The organism is Bacillus sp. MYb209, from assembly GCF_002975175.1.
Lineage (GTDB): Bacteria > Bacillota > Bacilli > Bacillales > Bacillaceae_G > Bacillus_A.
Genome location: NZ_PCNZ01000001.1, coordinates 453,592 through 474,499, shown reverse-complemented (window position 1 = coordinate 474,499; position 20,908 = coordinate 453,592). Strand labels below are relative to the sequence as shown.

At 35.7% G+C, this 20,908-nt stretch carries 22 protein-coding genes, 1 pseudogene and 1 riboswitch; of the genes and pseudogenes, 14 read left to right on the top strand and 9 right to left on the bottom strand.

The window, feature by feature from the left end; all coding sequences use genetic code 11:
- Positions 1 to 93: 93 nt before the first annotated feature.
- Positions 94 to 1,203: pseudogene (locus CQZ94_RS02665) on the bottom strand (CdaR family transcriptional regulator).
- 136 nt (positions 1,204 to 1,339) lie between these two features.
- Between CQZ94_RS02665 and CQZ94_RS02660 the strand changes: the two are divergent.
- From CQZ94_RS02660 to CQZ94_RS02620, 9 genes are all read left to right on the top strand, one after another.
- Positions 1,340 to 2,311: a YncE family protein gene (locus CQZ94_RS02660; protein WP_105584171.1), complete on the top strand. Its 972-nt coding sequence runs from the start codon at positions 1,340 to 1,342 to the stop codon at positions 2,309 to 2,311.
- The gene (locus tag CQZ94_RS02655) at positions 2,308 to 2,979 is read left to right on the top strand and encodes a response regulator transcription factor (RefSeq protein WP_105584170.1); all 672 of its coding nucleotides are present in this window, start codon (positions 2,308 to 2,310) and stop codon (positions 2,977 to 2,979) included. Before CQZ94_RS02660 ends, CQZ94_RS02655 begins: the two co-directional genes overlap by 4 nt.
- A gap of 3 nt (positions 2,980 to 2,982) precedes the next feature.
- Positions 2,983 to 4,383 (top strand): sensor histidine kinase, encoded by a 1,401-nt coding sequence (locus CQZ94_RS02650; RefSeq protein ID WP_105584169.1) that lies wholly within the window; start codon positions 2,983 to 2,985, stop codon positions 4,381 to 4,383.
- A gap of 229 nt (positions 4,384 to 4,612) precedes the next feature.
- A complete protein-coding gene (locus CQZ94_RS02645) occupies positions 4,613 to 5,302 on the top strand; it encodes a FadR/GntR family transcriptional regulator (protein ID WP_258166007.1) in 690 nt (229 codons plus the stop codon).
- Positions 5,303 to 5,470: 168 nt separating this feature from the next.
- Positions 5,471 to 6,190, top strand: a complete 720-nt coding sequence (locus tag CQZ94_RS02640) for a (Fe-S)-binding protein (protein WP_000869145.1) — start codon at positions 5,471 to 5,473, stop codon at positions 6,188 to 6,190.
- A gap of 16 nt (positions 6,191 to 6,206) precedes the next feature.
- Complete coding sequence (locus tag CQZ94_RS02635) at positions 6,207 to 7,628, top strand: LutB/LldF family L-lactate oxidation iron-sulfur protein (RefSeq protein WP_000061921.1); 1,422 nt, start codon at positions 6,207 to 6,209, stop codon at positions 7,626 to 7,628.
- A complete protein-coding gene (locus tag CQZ94_RS02630; protein WP_016104238.1) occupies positions 7,628 to 8,338 on the top strand; it encodes a LutC/YkgG family protein in 711 nt (236 codons plus the stop codon). Before CQZ94_RS02635 ends, CQZ94_RS02630 begins: the two co-directional genes overlap by 1 nt.
- 112 nt (positions 8,339 to 8,450) lie before the next feature.
- Complete coding sequence (locus tag CQZ94_RS02625) at positions 8,451 to 9,173, top strand: prepilin peptidase (protein ID WP_105584167.1); 723 nt, start codon at positions 8,451 to 8,453, stop codon at positions 9,171 to 9,173.
- Between the two features lie 14 nt (positions 9,174 to 9,187).
- Positions 9,188 to 9,499 carry a cyclic-phosphate processing receiver domain-containing protein gene (locus CQZ94_RS02620; protein WP_105584166.1) on the top strand — a complete coding sequence of 104 codons (312 nt, stop codon included), beginning with the start codon at positions 9,188 to 9,190 and terminating at the stop codon, positions 9,497 to 9,499.
- Positions 9,500 to 9,526: 27 nt separating this feature from the next.
- Here the strand turns inward: CQZ94_RS02620 and CQZ94_RS02615 are convergent, their stop codons facing one another.
- The 7 genes from CQZ94_RS02615 to phaQ form a co-directional block, all read right to left on the bottom strand.
- Positions 9,527 to 10,378 carry a formate/nitrite transporter family protein gene (locus tag CQZ94_RS02615; protein ID WP_105584165.1) on the bottom strand — a complete coding sequence of 284 codons (852 nt, stop codon included), beginning with the start codon at positions 10,376 to 10,378 and terminating at the stop codon, positions 9,527 to 9,529.
- Between the two features lie 210 nt (positions 10,379 to 10,588).
- Positions 10,589 to 11,383, bottom strand: coding sequence for a TerC family protein (locus CQZ94_RS02610; RefSeq protein ID WP_105584164.1), 795 nt, complete (start codon positions 11,381 to 11,383; stop codon positions 10,589 to 10,591).
- Between the two features lie 79 nt (positions 11,384 to 11,462).
- Positions 11,463 to 11,635, bottom strand: a riboswitch (yybP-ykoY riboswitch).
- 38 nt (positions 11,636 to 11,673) lie between these two features.
- A complete protein-coding gene (locus CQZ94_RS02605) occupies positions 11,674 to 12,993 on the bottom strand; it encodes a TrkH family potassium uptake protein (protein WP_105584163.1) in 1,320 nt (439 codons plus the stop codon).
- A gap of 113 nt (positions 12,994 to 13,106) precedes the next feature.
- The gene (locus tag CQZ94_RS02600; protein ID WP_000241212.1) at positions 13,107 to 13,292 is read right to left on the bottom strand and encodes an alpha/beta-type small acid-soluble spore protein; all 186 of its coding nucleotides are present in this window, start codon (positions 13,290 to 13,292) and stop codon (positions 13,107 to 13,109) included.
- A gap of 142 nt (positions 13,293 to 13,434) precedes the next feature.
- On the bottom strand, positions 13,435 to 13,878 hold the full coding sequence (locus CQZ94_RS02595; RefSeq protein ID WP_001067911.1) for a MaoC family dehydratase: 444 nt from the start codon (positions 13,876 to 13,878) through the stop codon (positions 13,435 to 13,437).
- Positions 13,879 to 13,979: 101 nt separating this feature from the next.
- Positions 13,980 to 14,504 (bottom strand): polyhydroxyalkanoic acid inclusion protein PhaP, encoded by a 525-nt coding sequence (phaP, locus tag CQZ94_RS02590; protein WP_105584162.1) that lies wholly within the window; start codon positions 14,502 to 14,504, stop codon positions 13,980 to 13,982.
- Between the two features lie 42 nt (positions 14,505 to 14,546).
- Positions 14,547 to 14,999: a poly-beta-hydroxybutyrate-responsive repressor gene (phaQ, locus tag CQZ94_RS02585; RefSeq protein WP_000903018.1), complete on the bottom strand. Its 453-nt coding sequence runs from the start codon at positions 14,997 to 14,999 to the stop codon at positions 14,547 to 14,549.
- Positions 15,000 to 15,197: 198 nt separating this feature from the next.
- Here phaQ and phaR point away from each other — a divergent pair, with 198 nt between their 5' ends.
- From phaR to CQZ94_RS02560, 5 genes are all read left to right on the top strand, one after another.
- Positions 15,198 to 15,680, top strand: a complete 483-nt coding sequence (gene phaR / locus CQZ94_RS02580) for a polyhydroxyalkanoic acid synthase subunit PhaR (RefSeq protein WP_000566956.1) — start codon at positions 15,198 to 15,200, stop codon at positions 15,678 to 15,680.
- A 152-nt stretch (positions 15,681 to 15,832) separates the two neighbouring features.
- Entirely contained in the window at positions 15,833 to 16,576 is a 744-nt protein-coding gene (locus CQZ94_RS02575; RefSeq protein WP_105584161.1) for an acetoacetyl-CoA reductase, read from the top strand.
- A gap of 83 nt (positions 16,577 to 16,659) precedes the next feature.
- A complete protein-coding gene (gene phaC / locus CQZ94_RS02570) occupies positions 16,660 to 17,745 on the top strand; it encodes a class III poly(R)-hydroxyalkanoic acid synthase subunit PhaC (RefSeq protein WP_105584160.1) in 1,086 nt (361 codons plus the stop codon).
- Between the two features lie 94 nt (positions 17,746 to 17,839).
- The gene (locus tag CQZ94_RS02565; protein ID WP_105584159.1) at positions 17,840 to 19,033 is read left to right on the top strand and encodes an NAD(P)/FAD-dependent oxidoreductase; all 1,194 of its coding nucleotides are present in this window, start codon (positions 17,840 to 17,842) and stop codon (positions 19,031 to 19,033) included.
- Between the two features lie 23 nt (positions 19,034 to 19,056).
- Positions 19,057 to 20,406, top strand: a complete 1,350-nt coding sequence (locus CQZ94_RS02560; protein WP_105584158.1) for a TrkH family potassium uptake protein — start codon at positions 19,057 to 19,059, stop codon at positions 20,404 to 20,406.
- Positions 20,407 to 20,445: 39 nt separating this feature from the next.
- Here the strand turns inward: CQZ94_RS02560 and CQZ94_RS02555 are convergent, their stop codons facing one another.
- Entirely contained in the window at positions 20,446 to 20,829 is a 384-nt protein-coding gene (locus CQZ94_RS02555) for a DUF3905 domain-containing protein (protein ID WP_002158745.1), read from the bottom strand.
- Positions 20,830 to 20,908: the final 79 nt, after the last annotated feature.

Sequence of the window (20,908 nt, the reverse complement as noted above, 5' to 3'; positions counted from 1 at the left end):
CGTATTTCGTCATAATAAAAAACGTTGTAACAGTGCTTTCATTATAATGATAAAAAAGTCGGGGGATTCTTTCTGTGTACAATCATCTAAAGATTAATCTATTTTATCGTTATTTTTTGTATGATTATCTAATAAGAGGAGTGCGAAGTATAAAACGTTTAAATCTTTGAATTGTTTCGGATCAAGTCCTGTATGTTCTTCAATCTTTTTTAGCCTGTAATGTAGTGTATTAATGTGTATATGTAATTGCTCAGCTGTCTGCTTATAAGATTGGTTATAATCGATAAATAAACGTAAAGTGTGCATAAGCTCAGGAGATGGTACTAAGTTTTCAATGGTACGCTCTAGAAACTGTTCCCGAGTTTCAGTAGAAATATCTTGTAAGCACATTTCTAAACGTAAATCTTCATTAAATACAATTTCTTTCGTTTTAAGTGATACTGAAAGGGCGCGTAATGCTTGTTCGTACGATAAGTTCATATTGCTTGGCGTAACTGTTTGTCCAATCCCGATATATAAAGTAATAGAAAATAAAGTTTCACAGTCTTGTTTTAACCGTTTTAAAAATTGAAAGGTTTGCTCTTTGGATTGCATTGTTGTAAACAAAATAAACCGATCATTTCCCCAACGAACAAATAAATTTTCTTTTGCTAAAATGTTGCGCATATGTTGTCAAATTTTACGCTGGAGCATCGTATTATCTTGGGCGATTGATAATAAAATAAGTTGTTTCTTCTTATATAAATCAATGCCAAGCGTTTTTGCACGATCGAGAAAACTTGGAGACCAGTCTGTATTTTGAAGCCAATCAAAGACAAATGCTTCATAAGAACGGTGCTCAAGTTCTAGTTGTTCTAAAAAGTAGTTTTCATGAATTAATAATTCGGTCATCTTACGTAATATTTCTCCGTATTGTGAAATATTTTCAGGTTCTCCTGTAATTCCAATCACGCCGATTACTTCGTCATGGAATAGTAATGGAAGATTCATCCCAGCTTTTACACCTTGCAGTCGTCGTTCATCATCTTTTGTAATAATGACAGTTTTCTTTTGTTTCGCACAGCGGAGTGCACCTTCATGAAATTGACCGATTCTTTCCGCATCTGTACTTGCGATAATAACGCCTTGTATAATAATAATGTTTTCAGTAATTAATCTGCGTACCTCACGTACAATTTTATTCGCTAAATCAGGAAAAAGCATAATTTGCACACCTCAAATTCTATTTGTTGTACATTATATATGTAAGTTTATTAATAAAGGAAGATTTCACATTTTCCACACATTTATTTGTTATTTTACAATTATAACGAAATCATCCGAAGATGGAGGGAATCTTTTGAGAAAGTATGTTTTTCTTCTCTGTTTTTTATTTCTATTAGTAGGGTGTCAAGGAAGTTCATATACACCGATTGCTAAAGATAAAAGTGTTATTATAACAACGAATATAAAGGAAGGTAGTATTAGTTTTATTGATAAAAAAACAAAGAAGCTATTAACAACATGGGAATTAAATGAGCCGATTGCGGGGGTTACGCTACTTTCAAATGGCGAGGAAATACTCGTTTATGGTAAGCAATTAGAATATATGTATGTATATTCACTAGTAGAAGGAAGACAAGTGGACAAATATAAGACTGGAAAAGGAATTGCTAATGTTGTCGCATCAGATGATGGAAAACAATTATTTGCTGCCGATCAAAATGAACAAAAGGTAAGGTTCTTTACGATAAAAGGAAAAGAGACAGGGAGTGTTTCAACAGGAAAAGGGCCGATAACGATGGTAGAGCATCATAACCAGTTATCTGTACTAAACTTTTATGATACGAAACTAACGACCATTGATACAAAGAAAAAAGAAGTGATACAGTCCTTTATGATTCCACCAGCATCAACAGGAGCGACGGTTAGCGCTGATGGGAAAGAAATATGGATTGGTGGACATGGTGATGGAAGTCAAGTGAATGAGAAAGTATTAGTGTATTCTTTACAGAGCGGAGAGATGATGCGTTCTTTACATGCTCCGTTTATGCCTGTGAATATAACAAAGGATGATAAGTATGTATATGCGCTAAGTCACGGTTCGAATACGCTTAGAAAGTTTGATGCAAGTACGTATCAAGAGGTAGGATTTGCAGAAGTAGGATCTAATCCATTTGCATTTTTGAAAAGCGGTGTAGAAGGATATGTAGCTAGTTATGATAGCGATGAAGTATGCGTAATGGATATGAAGAATATGAAAATAAAACAAACAATTAAAGTCGGAAAAGGACCGTTTCAACTCATAGAGAGAGAAGGGGAAGGGCAATGAGTAAATATAACGTGCTAGTCGTAGATGACGAAAGTGATATGAGGCAACTTGTCGGAATGTACTTAGATAACTTCGGATACGAGTGGGGAGAAGCTGAAAATGGAAAAGAGGCACTTCGAAAATTAGAGATGGATCATTACGATTTTGTTGTACTAGATATTATGATGCCTGAGATGGATGGGCTTTCAGTTTGTAAAGAGATTCGAAAAACGTCGGATGTACCTATTATATTTTTAACAGCAAAAGGTGAAGAGTGGAATAGGGTGAACGGCTTACGTATGGGAGCAGATGATTATATTGTAAAGCCATTTAGTCCTGGGGAACTAATTGCTCGTATGGAAGCTGTTTTAAGACGATATACAAAGCAAGAACAGCAAGAAGAGATTCAATTTGGACCGATTCTTATTAATGAAAAAAGTAGGAGGATCGAGACGAATGGTGAGACGATTCCTCTTACGGTAAAAGAGTTTGATTTACTATATTTTCTTTGCCAACATAATGGACAAGTATTTAGCCGGGAACAATTGCTTGAAAAGGTGTGGGGATATGATTATGCAGGAAGTACAAGAACGGTAGATACGCATGTAAAAACAATGCGTCTAAAGCTAGGAGAAAGTGGAAACTACATTCAAACCGTTTGGGGTGTAGGTTATAAATTTGAGGTGTAACGTATGTTTACGATGGTACAAAAGCTTTGGCTTACAGTAGTATGTGCAGTATGTGTAACAGTTTCCTTTCTTTATTTTGTATCTTTATACTCATATGAAAAGTTATACGTTGATAATTTAAAAGATTCATTAGTAATGGAAGGGAAACGTCTTGCCACGCAATATGATAAACGTGAAGGAGTATCCACTTTTGAAGAGAAAGTAAGGGCATATGATCAAATATCTAGTTCAGATGTCCTTTTCGTATACAATCCGCGTGATTTAAGCGCATGTTTGCCTTTTGATGTTCACCATCATTCTCTTATAAGTGAAGGGGATAGACAGGCGCTATTAGATGGGAAAACCGTGACAAAGATAGGGTATGAAGAACATTTTGATCGTAATATTATGGGTGTTGTCATCCCTGTTTTAGATGATAAAAAATTAGTTGGTATTGTATACTCTTATATTCCTTTAAAAAGTATAAAAGACTTAATATTTGATATGGGTCTTATTTTAGCGCCGTTAGCACTTGCAATGATTTTAATTACAATATGGATGGGTAGAAAAATTATTATTGCTATTACGAGACCGCTTTCGCAAATGGAACGAGTTGCAAATCATTTGGCTACTGGAGATTTCTCAGAGCGGATTACAATTTCTTCAGAAGATGAAATTGGACGATTGGGAAAAGCTTTTAATAAAATGGCAAATTCTTTAGAAACAGAAGATGTAAAGCGTAAGGAATTTTTAGCTAATGTTTCGCATGAACTTAGAACACCGCTTAGTTATATTAAAGGATATAGTGAAGCTATTTTAGACGGTGTAGCGAAGGGGCCGCAGCAGGAAAAAGTAACGCAACTCATCCATAAAGAAGCAGGTCGCATGCAACGCCTTGTTCATGATTTATTAGATCTAGCGCAGCTAGAAGGTGAACACTTTCCCCTAAAGAAACAACCTATCGTTTTTTCACAGCTTATTGAAGATGTACTAGATACGTACGAGTTACAGTTTATAGAAAAAAAACTTCGTATTTCAACGAATTTAAATCCTGAAATTATCGTAATGATTGATGAGGATCGTATGCAACAAGTACTTCATAATGTGTTAGATAATGCGATACGTTATACAAATCAAAACGGGGATATCATAATAACATTAAAGCAAATCGATGATTATTGTGAATTGCACATAAAAGATACAGGAATAGGTATTGATAGAGAGCATTTAGAAAATCTCGGGGAACGCTTTTACCGAGTAGATAAAGCGAGAAGTCGTCAACACGGTGGAACAGGTTTAGGTCTTGCAATTGTAAGGCAAATTGCTCATATACATGATGGGGAGTGGAGAATAGAAAGTGAAAAAGGTAAGGGGACGACAGTTATTATTAAATTAAAAGCACAAGATGAGGAGAGCATATTCTAACCTTTGGAATATGCTCTTCATATTGAAGGTAAATAGTTACGCGTAAATGTATTAATTAATATCCAACAAATATCAAAAGTTTGACTATTTTATGAACAAAACATTTGTACTTCTTACTAATTCGTTCTAAAATGGTTATGGATGCTAAGTTCTTATAAAACGTTACAATTGTTGTTTGGAAGATACTGAGGTGATTTAACTGGAGTACAAATCTATTAAACCGAAAAAAATTTACGAAGAAGTATCTGAAGCTATTTTAACAATGATTAAAAATGGTACGTTAAAACCTGGTGACAAACTACTTCCTGTTCATCAATTAGCTGAGCAGTTTCAAGTTGGCAGATCTGCTGTTCGTGAAGCGCTAAGTGCGCTAAGAGCAATGGGCTTAATTGAAATGAAACAAGGAGAAGGTACATATGTAAAGAATTTTGATCCTTCTTCATTAACGAAATCATTAAATAACAAGTTATTAATGAAGAAAGAGGATATTTTGAATTTATTAGAAGTACGGAAGGTGCTCGAAGTGGGGGCAGTTCGAGCGGCAGCGGCAAAACGTACGGATGATAATTTGCAAAATATGAAACATTGGTTAGATGAAATGGCAAAGAGCATTGGAGATGAGAAGGCTGGCGAAAAAGCAGACTTTCATTTTCATATGGGAATTGCAGAATCTTCGCATAATAATATCTTACTTGAGCTCATGAATCATGTTTCAGAGATGATTGCTGAAACGATTGGTGAATCAAGACGCATTATTTTATATGGTGAACAAACAACATCGGAACGACTTTTAGAAGAGCATCGAGCTATATATAATGCGGTGTTAAAGCAAGATGTGGAATTAGCGCAGCAAGCGATGTTAAATCATTTAACAAATGTAGAACATATTGTCACAGGGAAAAGCGATATAAATTCGTAATTTAATCTTTTAAAATTCTAATTTTCTGATAAAATTGAGAGAGATTAAGTAAACGTTTTCTTTGGAAGAGGGAGAGGATAGGCCATGGTTGAGCCTACTTCTTCTAATCTTAGTCATCTGATGACCATATGATTGTTGGCGAAGTTGTAATAAGGGGGAATTATAGTTATGAAAGTTACTTTATTTGTTACTTGTTTAGTCGATATGTTTGAAACAAACGTCGGCAAAGCAACAGTTGAAGTATTGGAGCGTTTAGGTTGTGAAATTGAATTTCCAGAAGCACAAGTTTGTTGTGGTCAGCCTGCTTATAATAGCGGCCATGTAGAAGCAGCAAAAGAAGCGATGAAACATATGATTGAAACTTTCGAAGATGCAGAATATATCGTTACGCCATCTGGCTCTTGTGCGACAATGTTTCATGAGTATCCGCATGTTTTTAAAGATGATCCGAAGTGGGCTAAACGTGCACAAAAGGTTGCTGATAAAACATATGAATTTACACAATTTATTGTAGATGTCTTAAAAGTTACAGATGTTGGTGCAAGTTTACCAGGGATAGCTACTATTCATAAATCTTGTCATATGACACGCCTACTTGGAGTAAAAGAGGCACCAGGAATTTTATTATCAAACGTAAAAGGATTAACTGTGAGAGAACTGCCAAACGTGCAAAATTGTTGTGGGTTTGGGGGAACGTTTTCAGTTAAGATGACTCCAATTTCTGAGCAAATGGTAGATGAAAAAGTAGATAGTGTAATGGAAACAGGTGCTGATTATTTAATCGGTGCAGATTGTGGGTGTTTGTTAAACATTGGCGGACGTATTGAGCGTTTAGGAAAAGAAGTAAAAGTAATGCATATTGCTGAGGTCTTGAATAGTCGCTCATGAAGGGGGAACATAAGCTATGTCTATGAAAATCAGTGAGAAAAAATTTAATGATCGCGTTGGCGATGGAATTCAAGATTCGTTTATGCGCGGAGCAGTATCTTCTGCACAAACGCGTTTATATACAAATCGATTAAAAGCAGCTGACGAGTTGGGAAACTGGGAAGAATGGCGGGAACTAGGTGAACAAATTCGTCAACATACGTTAGAAAATCTTGATTATTATTTAATGCAGTTAAGTGAAAATGTATCAAAAAGAGGCGGTCACGTTTACTTTGCGAAAACGAAAGAGGATGCAGCAAAGTATATTCAAGACGTTGCAAAAAAGAAACAAGCGAAGAAAGTTGTAAAATCAAAATCAATGGTAACTGAAGAAATTAGTATGAATCATGCCCTTGAAGAGATTGGTTGTGAAGTGTTAGAGAGTGACTTAGGAGAGTATATCTTGCAAGTAGATAACGATCCACCATCACATATTATTGCACCTGCACTTCATAAAAACAGAACGCAAATTCGTGATGTATTTAAAGAAAAACTTGGATATGAAAATTCTGATGATCCATACGAAATGACAAAGTTTGTTCGTAAACAACTTCGTGAGAAATTTATGGATGCAGAAATTGGTGTGACAGGTTGTAACTTCGCTGTTGCAAATACTGGCTCTCTTTGTTTAGTGACGAACGAAGGTAATGCCGATCTTGTTATGTCGATTCCGAAAACACAAATTGCAGTAATGGGTATGGAACGTATGGTTCCGACAATGGAAGAATTAGATGTTTTAGTTGGTTTACTATGTCGTAGTGCGGTAGGTCAAAAATTAACAAGTTATGTAACAGTAGCAGGACCAATTCAAGAGGAAGAGGTAGATGGACCAGAAGAGTTTCATTTAGTCGTTGTTGATAATGGCCGCTCTCAAATTCTTGGATCGGAATTCCGTTCAGTATTGCAATGTATTCGTTGTGCTGCTTGTGTTAACGTATGTCCGGTATATCGTCACGTTGGTGGACATTCATATGGATCTATTTATTCAGGACCAATCGGTGCGGTATTAACACCACTTTTAGGTGGGTATGACGATTACAAAGAGCTTCCGTATGCATCTAGTTTATGCGGAGCATGTACAGAAGCTTGTCCAGTAAAGATTCCATTGCATGATTTATTATTAAAGCATCGTCAAGTTATCGTTGAGCAAGAAGGACGTGCCCCACTTGCAGAAAAATTAGCAATGAAAATGTTTAGCATGGGTGCTTCTTCAGCAGCTTTATATAAAATGGGATCAAAAATGGCACCGGCAGCAATGAGTCCATTTACATCGGGTAACCGTGTATCAAAAGGTGTTGGCCCACTTAAAAACTGGACGGATATTCGTGAATTCCCGGCTCCAAGTAAAGAACGATTCCGTGATTGGTATAAAGATCATAAGAAAGGCGGGGACAAATAATGACAGGATTAATTCAAAACCGTGAGTCCTTTCTAGATAATATCGCAAAAGAACTTGGGCGCGCGCGTAAAACAGAAGGCGTAGAACGTCCAGCATGGAAAAGTAATGTGAATGTAGAAACGTTAAAAGATTATTCACAAGAAGAATTGTTAGAAGTATTTAAAAATCAATGTACAAACATTCATACAACTGTTGTGGAAACGACAAACGACCGTTTACGTGAAGATATTCAAAAAGTAATCGTTGAAAACGGCGGGGGACCTATTATATTATCGGCAGATGAACGTTTTGATTCCTATGGATTGACTTCTTTATTTAAAGAAGAGCTTCCAAAGCAAAATGTTGAAGTAAATGTATGGGATCCTGAGAAAAAAGAAGAGAATATGCGTATAGCGGAAAAAGCAAATATCGGAATTGCATTTAGTGATTATACATTAGCTGAATCTGGTACGATTGTTGTACAAAGTCATAAAGGGCAAGGTCGTTCTTTACACTTTTTACCGACTGTATATTTTGCTATTATTCCACGTGAAACACTTGTACCTCGTATTACCCAAGCAGTTCAACACATGAACTCTCGAGTAGAAAAAGGTGAAGCAGTGGCATCTTGTATTAACTTTATAACAGGACCAAGTAACTCTGCTGATATTGAAATGAATCTTGTTGTCGGAGTACATGGACCATTAAAAGCAGTATATTTCATCGTATAAAATAGGGGAAAGCAGGCCGGAAAACGGCCTGCTTTTTTAATAGAATAAAGATAATGTGAAGTAGAAGTTCTCTCCTTTTTTTGTTATGTTCTTTTGGAAAGGAGAGGAAGGGATGTTCACTTATTTATATGTATTGTTAACAGGGATGGTGTTTGGTTCTTTTTTTATGGTGATTGCGATGAGAGTTCCAGTAGGGGAATCTATTATTACACCGCGTTCGTACTGTCATTACTGCAACTATACGTTAAAGCCGAAAGAACTTATTCCAATCATTTCATTTTGTATGCAAAAAGGGCGTTGTACGAGTTGTAAAAGAAAAATCTCAAGTTTGTACATAGTGTTTGAATTTGTTACAGGGAGTTTATTTTTTCTTACTGTATATGTAATTGGAATAGAACGAGAGCTCATCATCATTTTATCGCTCTTTTCTTTACTTCTTATTATTTCAGTTACAGATTTAGTATATATGCTAATACTTAATCGTATTTTAATTTGGTTTGGGATTTTGCTTATTTTAGAATGTATTTTTGTACCGTTAGTTACTTGGATAGATAGTATAGCTGGCAGTGGAACTATATTTATTTTGTTATATTGCATGCAAAAGATTTATCCAGATGGTCTTGGCGGAGGTGATGCAAAATTACTTTCATTACTCGGATTTATAATAGGAGTGAAAGGTATTTTTATAACTTTATTTTTAGCATCTTGCTTTAGTCTTTGTTTTTTCGGAATAGGTATAGCGTTAAAACGTATAAAAATAAAAACTCCAATTCCGTTTGGACCTTTTATTAGCCTTGGGGCAATATGTTATGTGTTGGTCACATATGCAAAATAGAGAGGAGATAGAAAATGAATGTATATATGGATGATCAAAGAGGTTGTCCGTACGGATATGTTTTGGCAACCACAGTAGAATCCGCCTTGCAAATTGTTAGGGATAATGAGGTGAATATTATTTCCCTCGATTATAATATGGGATGGAGACAAAAAAGTGGGTTAGATTTTGTAGAAGCTTTCTGTAAAGAAGGACTATATGTTAATGAAATTCACTTTCATACAAATGATGTCATCGGTATGCATCAGATGAAAAAGAGCATAGAGAGAGGGAAGGAAAACGGGGGAATTAATCCTTATATTGCCTTGAAATATGTAGGGAGCTAAAAACTCCAAAGCGTAACCTTGGAGTTTTTAGTGTTTCATATGTGCTTGTAAAGGAATGATTTCTTCTTGTTGAGCTGCAACTAATTCAGTTTCCTCTTGTTTAACATCAGGTGCTTTCTTTGTTAAGTAATGATAGACCATACCGACAAATACGGATCCGCCAATAATGTTACCGATTGTAACTGGAATTAAGTTATGAATAGCCCCAGCGAAAGTAATTGTATCAGGATGTGGTGAAACTAAAGATAAGGCAAACAATGATAAGTTTGCAATGCTATGCTCATAGCCAGATAAGAAGAATGTGAAAACGAGCATCATCATCATCAATATTTTTGCTGTATCGCCTTTTACTTGAGAAGGTAAGAAGCAGGCAAGACATACGAGCCAGTTACATAAAATCGCTTTAAAGAATAATTGCATTGTTGGTGTATTCATCTTTCCTTCAACAACTTTATTCATTAAATGACCGTGCCCAATTGCTTCGAAAATTCCAGTTGCGTAAAATAATAAAGCAAAGAATAAAGCACCAGCTAAGTTACCTGCATAACAAGCAACCCAGTTGCGAAGTGTATCAGAAATAGTTGTTTCTTTTCTCAAAGTTGCCACTGTAAAGTACATTGTATTGCCAGTAAATAGTTCAGCGCCGCCATATATAATTAATACGAGTGCAATTCCGAAAAACATAGAAGCGGCTAAATATGTTGCTGGTGAATCTGCAATATGAAAGAAATTACCTAATTTGAAACATAGTACAATAATAAATCCAATATAAATGCCCGCGAGTGCAGCGCGGATGAAATATTGCATTGGGTTTGTATCTAGCATTTGCTTTTTGCTCTTAGCCAGTTTTACAACATAATCTAATCCTTGTTCTAGCATGAGTAATACGCTCCTTTAGTACATCGTCTATAAATACTCCTTATATGAATAAAGTACATGGATTTGTTCATAGTTTCAATAAGTTTGTGCAATATTTCACAAAAAGGACATACAAAACTTTGGAAAAACGCTTACAAAAGGTAGTATAATGGAATTTTTTCTAAAAATAGAGAGGGGATTGAAACGAGAGAAAAAGAAAAAGCACTGTAATTACAGCGCTTTTTCGTCTAAATTCTTTTCTACTTTTACTTCTACTTCTTTCGAGAAGAACCAACCGCCAACTGCGATTCCAATTAATACAGTCCAGAATGTAAGCTTCCACGGAGTAGATTCTGGGAATGAATGCGGAAGGACATTTAATGCAGGGTGTGCTAATGTATAAACTGCTAATTTCACACCAACCCAACCTACAATTAAGAATGCTGCAGTTTCAAGTCCTGGTTTACGTTTTAATATTTGTACGAAAGCAGTTGCTGCAAATCGCATTATAACTAATCCGATAAGTCCACCTGTAAAGATAACGATAAATTGACCTGTATCAAGACTACCAATCGTACCTAATCCTGTTTTCGGTAAAGTCACTGCTAATGCAACAGCAGCTAAAATTGAATCAACAGCGAAGGCGATATCAGCAACTTCGACTTTAAATACAGTCCACCAAAAGTTCTCTTGTTTTTTCTTTGCTTCTTTTTCTTCTGTTTCTTCATGTGTATTCTTTTTAACATACGTTTTAAATAAGTGATTCCCCGCGATAAACATAAGATAAATCGCACCAATTGCTTGCACTTGCCATACATCGACTAGGAACGAAATCATAAATAGTGATCCGAAGCGGAAAACGAACGCTCCTGCTAATCCATAAAATAGTGCTTTCTTTCGTTTTTCTTCTGGTAAATGTTTTACCATAATTGCGAGAACGAGAGCGTTATCAGCCGCTAAAATCCCCTCTAGTGCAATTAGGATGAGTAATACCCAACCATACTCCAATAATAATGATACATCCATGTACATTCTCCTCTCATTTCTATAAAGACTAAACAAGTGAAGAAGTTCCCCACTGTTTAGTTTCCCCATACTCCTGCGTATCAACGGTGGAAGGAATTTGAAAACAAAAAAGACCTCTGCCGTTGATAGGCAAAGGTCTTGCTAGACATATGTAATGAAAATGCCAACAAAGCCGGAAGAACTAAGTTCTACGTAATGACGACTTTGTTTCCAAGAAATAGTTCTTGGACGCTACTCCCCTTTGGAGATATGCTATTGTATTCTCATTATATGGATAATTTATACGGTTGTCAACCTGTTAAAATATCTTCGTTTGGATATTTTATTTTTCTTTGTTTTTTACGTGCAAATGAAAAGGCTAATGTTAAAGGCCCCATCTTTCCAAAAAACATCATAAAGATAATAATTGTTTTGCCGATGATTGTTAAGTGTGGCGTCAAATTCATGCTAAGGCCGACAGTTCCAAATGCTGAAAATACTTCAAAAGCACTCATTAATAAAGGAACTTTCTCAGTGATGCTTAAAATTAAAATGGAAAGAAAAATAAACGAAATTGAAATAATAGTAATCGTTAATGATTTGACAATGAGCGTATCTTTAATGGATTTTTTAAACACGACAATATCATCTTGTTCTTGCAAAAATTTAAATACGCCGAAAAACATAATTAAAAAAGTCGTTAACTTAATCCCACCACCAGTTGAAGCACTGCCAGCACCAATAAACATAAGAAGCATCATTAATAAAAGTGATGGTTTAGATAGAGCGGCAATATCCACTGTATTAAACCCAGCTGTACGAGTCGAGATTGCTTGAAAATAAGCAGCCATGCCTTCTTCAAATGGTGTAAATCCTCTCATAGAAAGAGAATTATGGAACTCGAATATAAAAATAAAAGCTGTAGCAATAATATTGATGATTAGAGTAGAAGAGAGCATAAGCTTTGAGTGCAAAGTAAGGTTTTTAAAGTTTTTCTTTCTTTTTATATCTACGATAACCGTAAAACCAATCCCACCTAAAATAATGAGGGAAGAAATAACGAGATTGACGAGAATGCTATGGGAGTGCGACATTAAATTATCGCTCCACACAGAAAACCCAGCATTGTTAAAGGCTGAGATAGAATGAAAAAAGCTGTAATATATACCTTTTGCAATCCCGTATTTTGGTACCCATTCAAAAGAGAGAAATAAAGTAGCGATACATTCTACAGTAAAAGAAAATAAAAATAATGCTTTTGCAAGACGAATGATTCCGCCGACATTTGTTTGGTTTAATGCTTGTTGTAATAAAATTCGGTTTTGAAGGCCGATTTTTCTGCCGAGCATAATTGCGATTAAAACAGCAAAGCTCATAATGCCAAGCCCGCCAACTTGTATAAGTGTTAAAATGACACATTGGCCAAATAAGGTAAATACTTTACCAGTGTCCACAACACCAAGCCCTGTAACCGTACAAGCAGAAACCGTTGTAAATAAGGCGTCGAGCCATGAAATAGACGTTGTTGTAGCAATTGGCAATTTCAATAGGCATGTACCGATAGTTGATAGCATAATAAAAGATAAAGTAAGAACACGGGGAGGACTCATGCTAATGTTAATCCGTTTCATTTCACATATCGTTCCTTTCGATTTGCTCTTACTAGTATGTGAAGAAGCACTATTATGTATGTTAAAAAAGAAAGAGGCAGAGAATATCTGCCTCTAAGCCATAGGTTATATAGTTATCCGCGTAATTGTTGTTGAGCTAAAGCAACAAGACGTTTCGTTACTTCACCGCCAACTGATCCGTTAGAACGAGATGCTGTATTAGATCCTAAGCTTACACCGAATTCTTGTGCGATTTCATATTTGAATTGTTCAAGTGCTTGCTCTGCACCCGGAACTAGTAATTTGTTTGTTTTCACCATGTTGATACACATCCTTAAAGAGTAATCCAGTTTAGCTAAGTGCTATCTGGTAACGTTATTTTATGTGTAAACGACGTACTCATACACGGAAGTAAACGGTGTGATTAGAAGTTCTTGGATAGAAAAAAGAGTAGCAAATTTGCTACTCTTTTTTCAGTATTGTCGCTGTACCTTCTACGACAATATCATCAGATTGATTATATATGTTTGTTTGCAGTGTGATGATTTTTTTATCGTCCCGTTTTTTAATAACTTCTGCCACAACGCGAAGTGTATCACCGATTTTGACAGGAGCACGGAATGAAACGTTTTGTGATAAATAAATCGTATTTTTGCCAGGGAGTTTCGTTCCAAGAATGGTAGAAATAAAACTTGAAACGAGCATGCCATGGGCAATACGTTCTTTGAACATTGTCGTTTTTGCAAAAGAGTCTAGAATGTGAATAGGATTTACATCTCCAGTCAATTTTGCAAAATTGATAACGTCCTCATCCGTAATTTTTTTTGTAAGTGATGCTTGATCACCGACTTGAATCTCATCGTAACGAAGCTCCGGAACAGTTTGTGCTTCTTGAAATGGATTCATTTTGTCCTCCTTCTTTTCCATATCGAAAAATGTAAGCCATCTTGATGTAGTAGGAGGAAGAAAGAGTTTTGTTTGTGCTGCAGTTAGTTGCCACATTTTTCTTACTTGATGGAAGTAAATAGATTTTTTGAGTTTTCCTCGAACTGCTTTGCGAGTTCTAGTTGTTTGGACTTGAACTCTCCCAAAAAAACTTCTAACTGTTTTTGAACCTCTTCACGTTGCGACTGTTGTTGTTCGATAAAGTGTTTTGTTGTTTCTTCAAATTGTCCGCTAGTTTGAGTAAGAATAGACAAAGATGTTTTCGTAGGCGAAACAGTAAGTTGGTGCATTTGATTAGAAAGCTCATTCCACTTTCCTTGCCACTCGTTAATTTGATCATTTAAGGAGTTTCCAGTTAATTGCTTCACATAGTCTGTATATTGGTTATTGAACTGAGCAGTGAATTGGTGTAGTTCTTTTTCTAGTTCATCTACTCCTGATGTTAATTTATGCAAAGCGTCTTGTTGTTGTTTTAACGTTTCTAAAGTAAGTTGCTCTAATTGTTTCCCAGCTGAAGAGAAGAGGGAAAGAGATTGAGACCAGTTTTTCCAAAATGCATCGACTAATTCGTATGGCTTAGTTTCCATTGTTTGACCTCCAAATGTTTTTTTTCATATTGTGAACGCAGATTACTCTGCTGTACCACCAGGTGAAGATGAAGAATCCTTTTCATCCTTTTCTGGAGAAGTAGAAAATGGAAAGAATGCATTGGTGTATAACGTGAAAAACGTCCGCAACATATTTTGATAATGTTCAAAAGAAGTCGCACATGTTGTTAAATATTGCTCTCCATATTCTGTTAAAGAATAAATTCGTTTCGCTGGCCCGCCTTCGCTTGTATCCCAAGTAGAAGAAATAAGATTTTCTTTTTCTAATTTGCGTAGTGTCCTATACACATTACCTTGGTCCACAGAAGAAAAGCCGATGTCCATTAGCATTTGAATAAGTTTGTAACCATGAAGACTCCAGTCTTTTAGACAGAGAAGTAAGAAAGGAACTAAGAAGTTTTTTGGCATGGAGTTTGGTTGTTTCGCTTGGTTTTTTTCCAAACTTTCTGGGTGTTCTGGTTCATTATGTAGCATGATTGTGCATCACCTCATGAATCAGTTAGATGGAATTTTTTGCTTATAAGTGCAATTTACACCTATCTGTTTTTAATGTCAATGCATTTGTTGGAAAATAAAGAAAAATAAAATATTTACTTGAAGTTTTATTCGGAATATTAGAAAATAGTGAATAGGTTGAATTGTTTCAAAAACGAAAAAGGGAGTGTAGGCGAAGTGATTGATCAAAAATTCGATCCATTGCAAGCATGGAAAAATGCTTATGAACAAACCGAAACATTTTGGGGGAAAGCGCTCAATGAAACAATTAAAACAGAAGAATATTCAGCTTGGATGGGCAGCGTTCTAGATTTGAATTTGTTTTATCAAAAAGCATTAAATGATACGACAAAAAATTATTTAGAGCAGGTGAATGTGCCGACGAGAGAGGATATCGCTAGAGTAGCTACGCTTGTTATTAACTTAGAAAATAAAGTTGATAACATCGAGGAAATTCTAGAAGAGAAAGTGGATTCATTAGGACAAGCTCCTACATTAAAGCGTGATGTTACGAAAGTAAAACAAGATATGCGCACGTTAGAAACGAAAGTTGATCAAATTTTAGAATTGCTAGAAAAGCAAAATGCAGTACTAGCTAAACTACAAGTACCTGTAAAAGAAGAAGTAAAGCCTGTAAATAAGCCAGAAAATAAAAAATGATAATCGCGTTTGTTTATAACGTGTAAAAGAGAGAGGGAGAATCTCTTTTCATGTATAAACAACGAAACATAATTAATATATGGACTCAATTAGTATGAGTACCAAAATGATTCATAACAATCGTTCACAAATTCATTTAAGGGGGAAAAAAAATGGTTCAATTAAATGGCAAAGTAGCAATCGTAACAGGTGGGGCAAAAGGAATTGGAAAAGCAATTACAGTAGCATTAGCACAAGAGGGAGCAAAAGTAGTTATTAACTATAACAGCAGTAAAGAAGCAGCTGAAAACCTAGTAAATGAATTAGGAAAAGAAGGACATGATGTTTATGCAGTTCAAGCGGATGTTTCTAAAGTAGAAGATGCAAACAGACTTGTGGAAGAAGCTGTGAATCATTTTGGTAACGTTGACATTCTTGTTAATAATGCTGGTATTACAAGAGATCGTACATTCAAAAAATTAAATCGTGAAGATTGGGAGCGCGTAATTGACGTGAACCTAAGCAGTGTATTTAATACAACAAGCGCGGTACTTCCATACATATCGGAAGCAGAAGAAGGAAGAATCATTAGTATTTCTTCTATTATTGGCCAAGCTGGTGGATTTGGACAAACAAACTACTCAGCAGCAAAAGCAGGTATGTTAGGATTTACAAAATCATTAGCGTTAGAACTTGCAAGAACAAATGTAACTGTAAACGCAATTTGCCCAGGATTTATTGATACTGAAATGGTAGCAGAAGTACCAGAAGAAGTGCGTCAAAAAATCGTTGCGAAAATCCCAAAAAAACGTTTTGGTCAAGCTGATGAAATTGCAAAAGGTGTAGTATATCTATGCCGTGACGGTGCGTATATCACAGGTCAGCAATTAAACATTAACGGCGGATTATACATGTAATGAAGTAAGAAAAAAGTGCATATCCATAGCAGGAATGCACTTCTTTTTTTAGAAAGAAATCGACCGAAAAGGAGATAGAAAAAATGACTACATTCGTAACGGAATGGGAAAAACAATTGGAGTTGTACCCAGAAGAATATCGTAAAGCATATCGCCGTGTGAAAAGAGCGAGCGAAGTTTTATTACGCGAACCAGAACCACAAGTTGGTTTAACACCGAAAGAGGTTATTTGGACGAAGAATAAAACGAAGCTTTATCGTTACATTCCAAAACAAGAAAAAACACAGAGAGTCCCAATCTTATTAATATACGCTCTTATTAATAAACCGTATATTATGGATTTAACTCCAGGAAATAGTTTAGTGGAATATTTAGTAGATCGTGGTTTTGATGTGTATATGCTTGATTGGGGCACATTTGGTTTAGAAGATAGTCATTTGAAGTTTGATGATTTCGTGTTCGATTATATTGCAAAAGCAGTGAAAAAAGTAATGAGAACTGCAAAATCGGATGAGATTTCTTTACTTGGTTATTGCATGGGTGGAACGTTAACATCTATTTATGCAGCGCTTCATCCGGACATGCCAATTCGAAACTTGATTTTTATGACAAGTCCTTTTGATTTCTCTGAAACAGGATTATACGGTCCTTTATTAGATGAGAAATATTTCAATTTAGATAAAGCAGTTGATACATTCGGAAATATTCCGCCAGAAATGATTGATTTCGGAAATAAGATGTTAAAACCAATTACAAACTTTGTCGGTCCATATGTTGCTTTAGTCGATCGTTCAGAAAATGAGCGCTTCGTCGAAAGTTGGAAATTAGTTCAAAAGTGGGTAGGCGATGGTATTCCGTTCCCAGGTGAATCTTATAGACAATGGATTCGTGATTTTTATCAAAATAATAAATTAGTGAAGGGTGAACTCGTTATTCGCGGACAAAAGGTAGACCTTGCAAATATTAAGGCGAATGTCTTAAATATTTCTGCGAAACGTGATCACATTGCTCTGCCATGTCAAGTAGAAGCTTTACTTGATCATATTTCTAGCACAGATAAAGAGTATGTATGTTTGCCGACAGGACATATGTCTATCGTGTATGGTGGAACGGCTGTAAAGCAAACATATCCGACGGTTGGGAATTGGCTTGCAGAGCGTTCTAATTAAAGAGAAAAAATCCAACTAGCGTATGTTAGTTGGATTTTTTTATGGGAAATGACGAAACATAGGAAGGAGAAAAATACATTGTAGGAGTATAATTATGAAGCTTATGACTGGTAAGTTGTTTTGGAGTGCTGGAGTTTCTGTACCTTGTTATCCAACGTTAGAAAATGATATGATATGTGATGTGCTAGTAATTGGAAGTGGAGAAGCAGGTGCTCATATAGCGTATTCGTTAGCTAAAATTGGAATGCGTGTTTTGCTCATTGAAAAAAGAGCAATTGCATGTGGTAGCACAGCTGCAAATACAGGATTATTACAATTTGTTCATGATAAATCGTTGACCTCTCTTATTCATACATTTGGTGAAGAGAAAGGGGTACGAGCATATAGACTTTGTTATGAAGCGCTGCAAACAATGGAGAAGGTTGTGCCAACTCTCGATATTGATCCCCATTTTATTCCGCGAAATAGTTTGTATTATGCAAGTAGCGATGAGGATATTTCATTTTTACAAGAAGAATATAATACGTTACGCCATTATGGATTTCCGGTTGAATATTTTACAGAGTCTGATATTAAGAAACGTTATTCATTTGCAAAACAAGCAGCGTTATATACAAGCGGTGATGCAGAAGTGAATCCGTATTTATTAGCGCATAGTCTTTTGCATAAAGCGAAACAAATGGGCGCGACTATATATGAACATACAGAGGGATTACATATTAAACAAATCCAAAATGATTTAATTTGTTACACGAATACAGGAAATAAAATCGTAGCAAAGAATATTATTATGGCGACAGGTTATGAAGCGATTTTTGGAAAGAAAGAAAAAAATACAACAGTAGAAACGTCTTATGCCGTTGTGACAAATAAGATAGATCATTTTGAAGGCTGGCATGAGCAATCATTAATTTGGGAAACAGCACGTCCGTATTTGTATTGTCGAACGTATCAAAATCGCATTATTGTAGGCGGATTAGATGAGGCGCTGAAAATTCAAAAAATCGGCGATACGAAATTATTGCATAAGCGTAATCTCCTTATTACCATTGTAAAAGAAATGTTCCCGCAGTATAAAAATATACAGGCAGAGTACTATTGGGCAGCGGCATTTGGTGGCAGTCATGACGGTCTTCCTATTTTAAAAGAAGATAAAAAAATACATAATTTATATTACGCACTGCCGTATGGGGGAAATGGAACTGTATACGGAATGGTATTTGCGAAACTATTTCAGCAGTTATTTACAAATGAAGAAAGTGATGATTTTTCTTTATTTAATCGATAGAAAAAAGGTAGCGAAGTGATGGAATGAGAGATATAAAAAAGTTTTTACAAAAGTTACGTCCCGTGCAACTTATCGTTGTATTTTATTTACTAGCGGTAGTTGTATCGGTAATTTTGCTTAGTTTACCATTTGTTACGAAGCCTGGTGTGAAATGGACATTTATAGATGCGCTATTTACAGCTGTTAGTGCTGTAAGTGTTACGGGGCTTTCAGTTGTGACGATTTCTGATACGTTTACTACGGGAGGAATCGTTATTTTGGCTCTTATTTTACAATTAGGCGGCTTAGGAATTATGGCACTTGGTACGTTCGTTTGGATGATAACGGGGAAAAAAATTGGTTTGCAAAGAAGAAGATTAATTATGGCAGACCATAACCAAGGAAATTTAGCAGGTCTTGTAGAATTGATGCGTTCTATTTTAATTGTAATTATTTCAATAGAACTCATTGGAGCGTTACTGTTAGGTACAAGATTTCTATTGTATTTCCCGACTTGGCAAGAAGCGTATTTTCATGGTTTCTTTGCCGCTGTTAGTGCAACAACGAATGGTGGATTCGATTTAACAGGTCAATCGCTTATTCCGTATCAAAAAGATTATATGGTTCAAATTATCCACATGTTACTTATTATTTTAGGAGCAATTGGTTTCCCTGTATTGATGGAAATAAAGCAGTATGTAAGTAAGAAAGAACATCAACTATTCCGCTTTTCCTTATTTACAAAACTGACAACAACAACATTTTTTACACTTGTTGTTGTTGGAACAATTGTAATTTTCCTATTGGAGCGAAATCAATTTTTAGCAGGAAAGTCATGGCATGAAACAGTATTTTATACATTATTCCAATCTGTGACGACGCGAAGTGGTGGGCTCGCTACAATGGACATACGTGAATTATCACAACCAACGCTTTTATTTATGAGTATATTAATGTTCATTGGAGCATCTCCAAGTTCAGTTGGGGGCGGGATACGTACAACAACATTTGCTGTGAGCATACTGTCTTTATATTCATTTGCAAAGGGCGGCAGAACTGTTCGAGTTTTTAAACGCCAACTGCATGAAGAGGATGTGTTGAAAGCTTCTGTTGTTATGACAATGGGGATTTTATTATGTGCATCTGCGTTATTTATTTTATCTATTACGGAGAATGCACCTTTTATGAGCTTAATAGTTGAAGTTTGTTCTGCTTTCGGGACGACTGGACTATCAACAGGTATTACTCCAGAGTTAACGACTGTTGGTAAACTTGTACTCATTGTACTTATGTTTATCGGACGCGTCGGTATTTTAACATTTATATTAGCTAGTGGTGGAAGAGAACAACCACCTCGCTATAAATATCCGAAAGAGAGAATTATTATTGGATAGTATGAAACCATTCTACCTACGTTAGGTAGAATGGTTTTTTTAATCGTTAATTCCAAATTGAGGGTGCATAAAAGCATCATTTTTGTTATCAACTTCGTTTTTTAGTAGTTCTTGATTTTCTTCTGAGATCCATCCGATATCATTTGTAGGATGGATCCATTCTTCTCCAGCCATAACGGCAGGATCTATTTCATCACTCCAATTATTAAGAGGACTGTTAGTGGAATCGTATTTACTGTCTCCAATTACAACATCGTATTGATTAATAAAAGGTTGTTGCATTTGTTTTCCTGTGCCTTTAAATGATGGGAAATTCATTTGATGCGGGAGCGTCTCGTCTAAAATTGGCGATTGGATCGTTTCTTTTTCTTTCAAAGTAATCGCTCCTTTTTGTAATGGCTTGTTCGTATGTAGTATTTCCATCTATAAGCTCTTATGTACTTGTTAACACTTCCCAGTAATAATTACTGTAAGTTGTTTCAAACTAGAATAGAAAGTTATT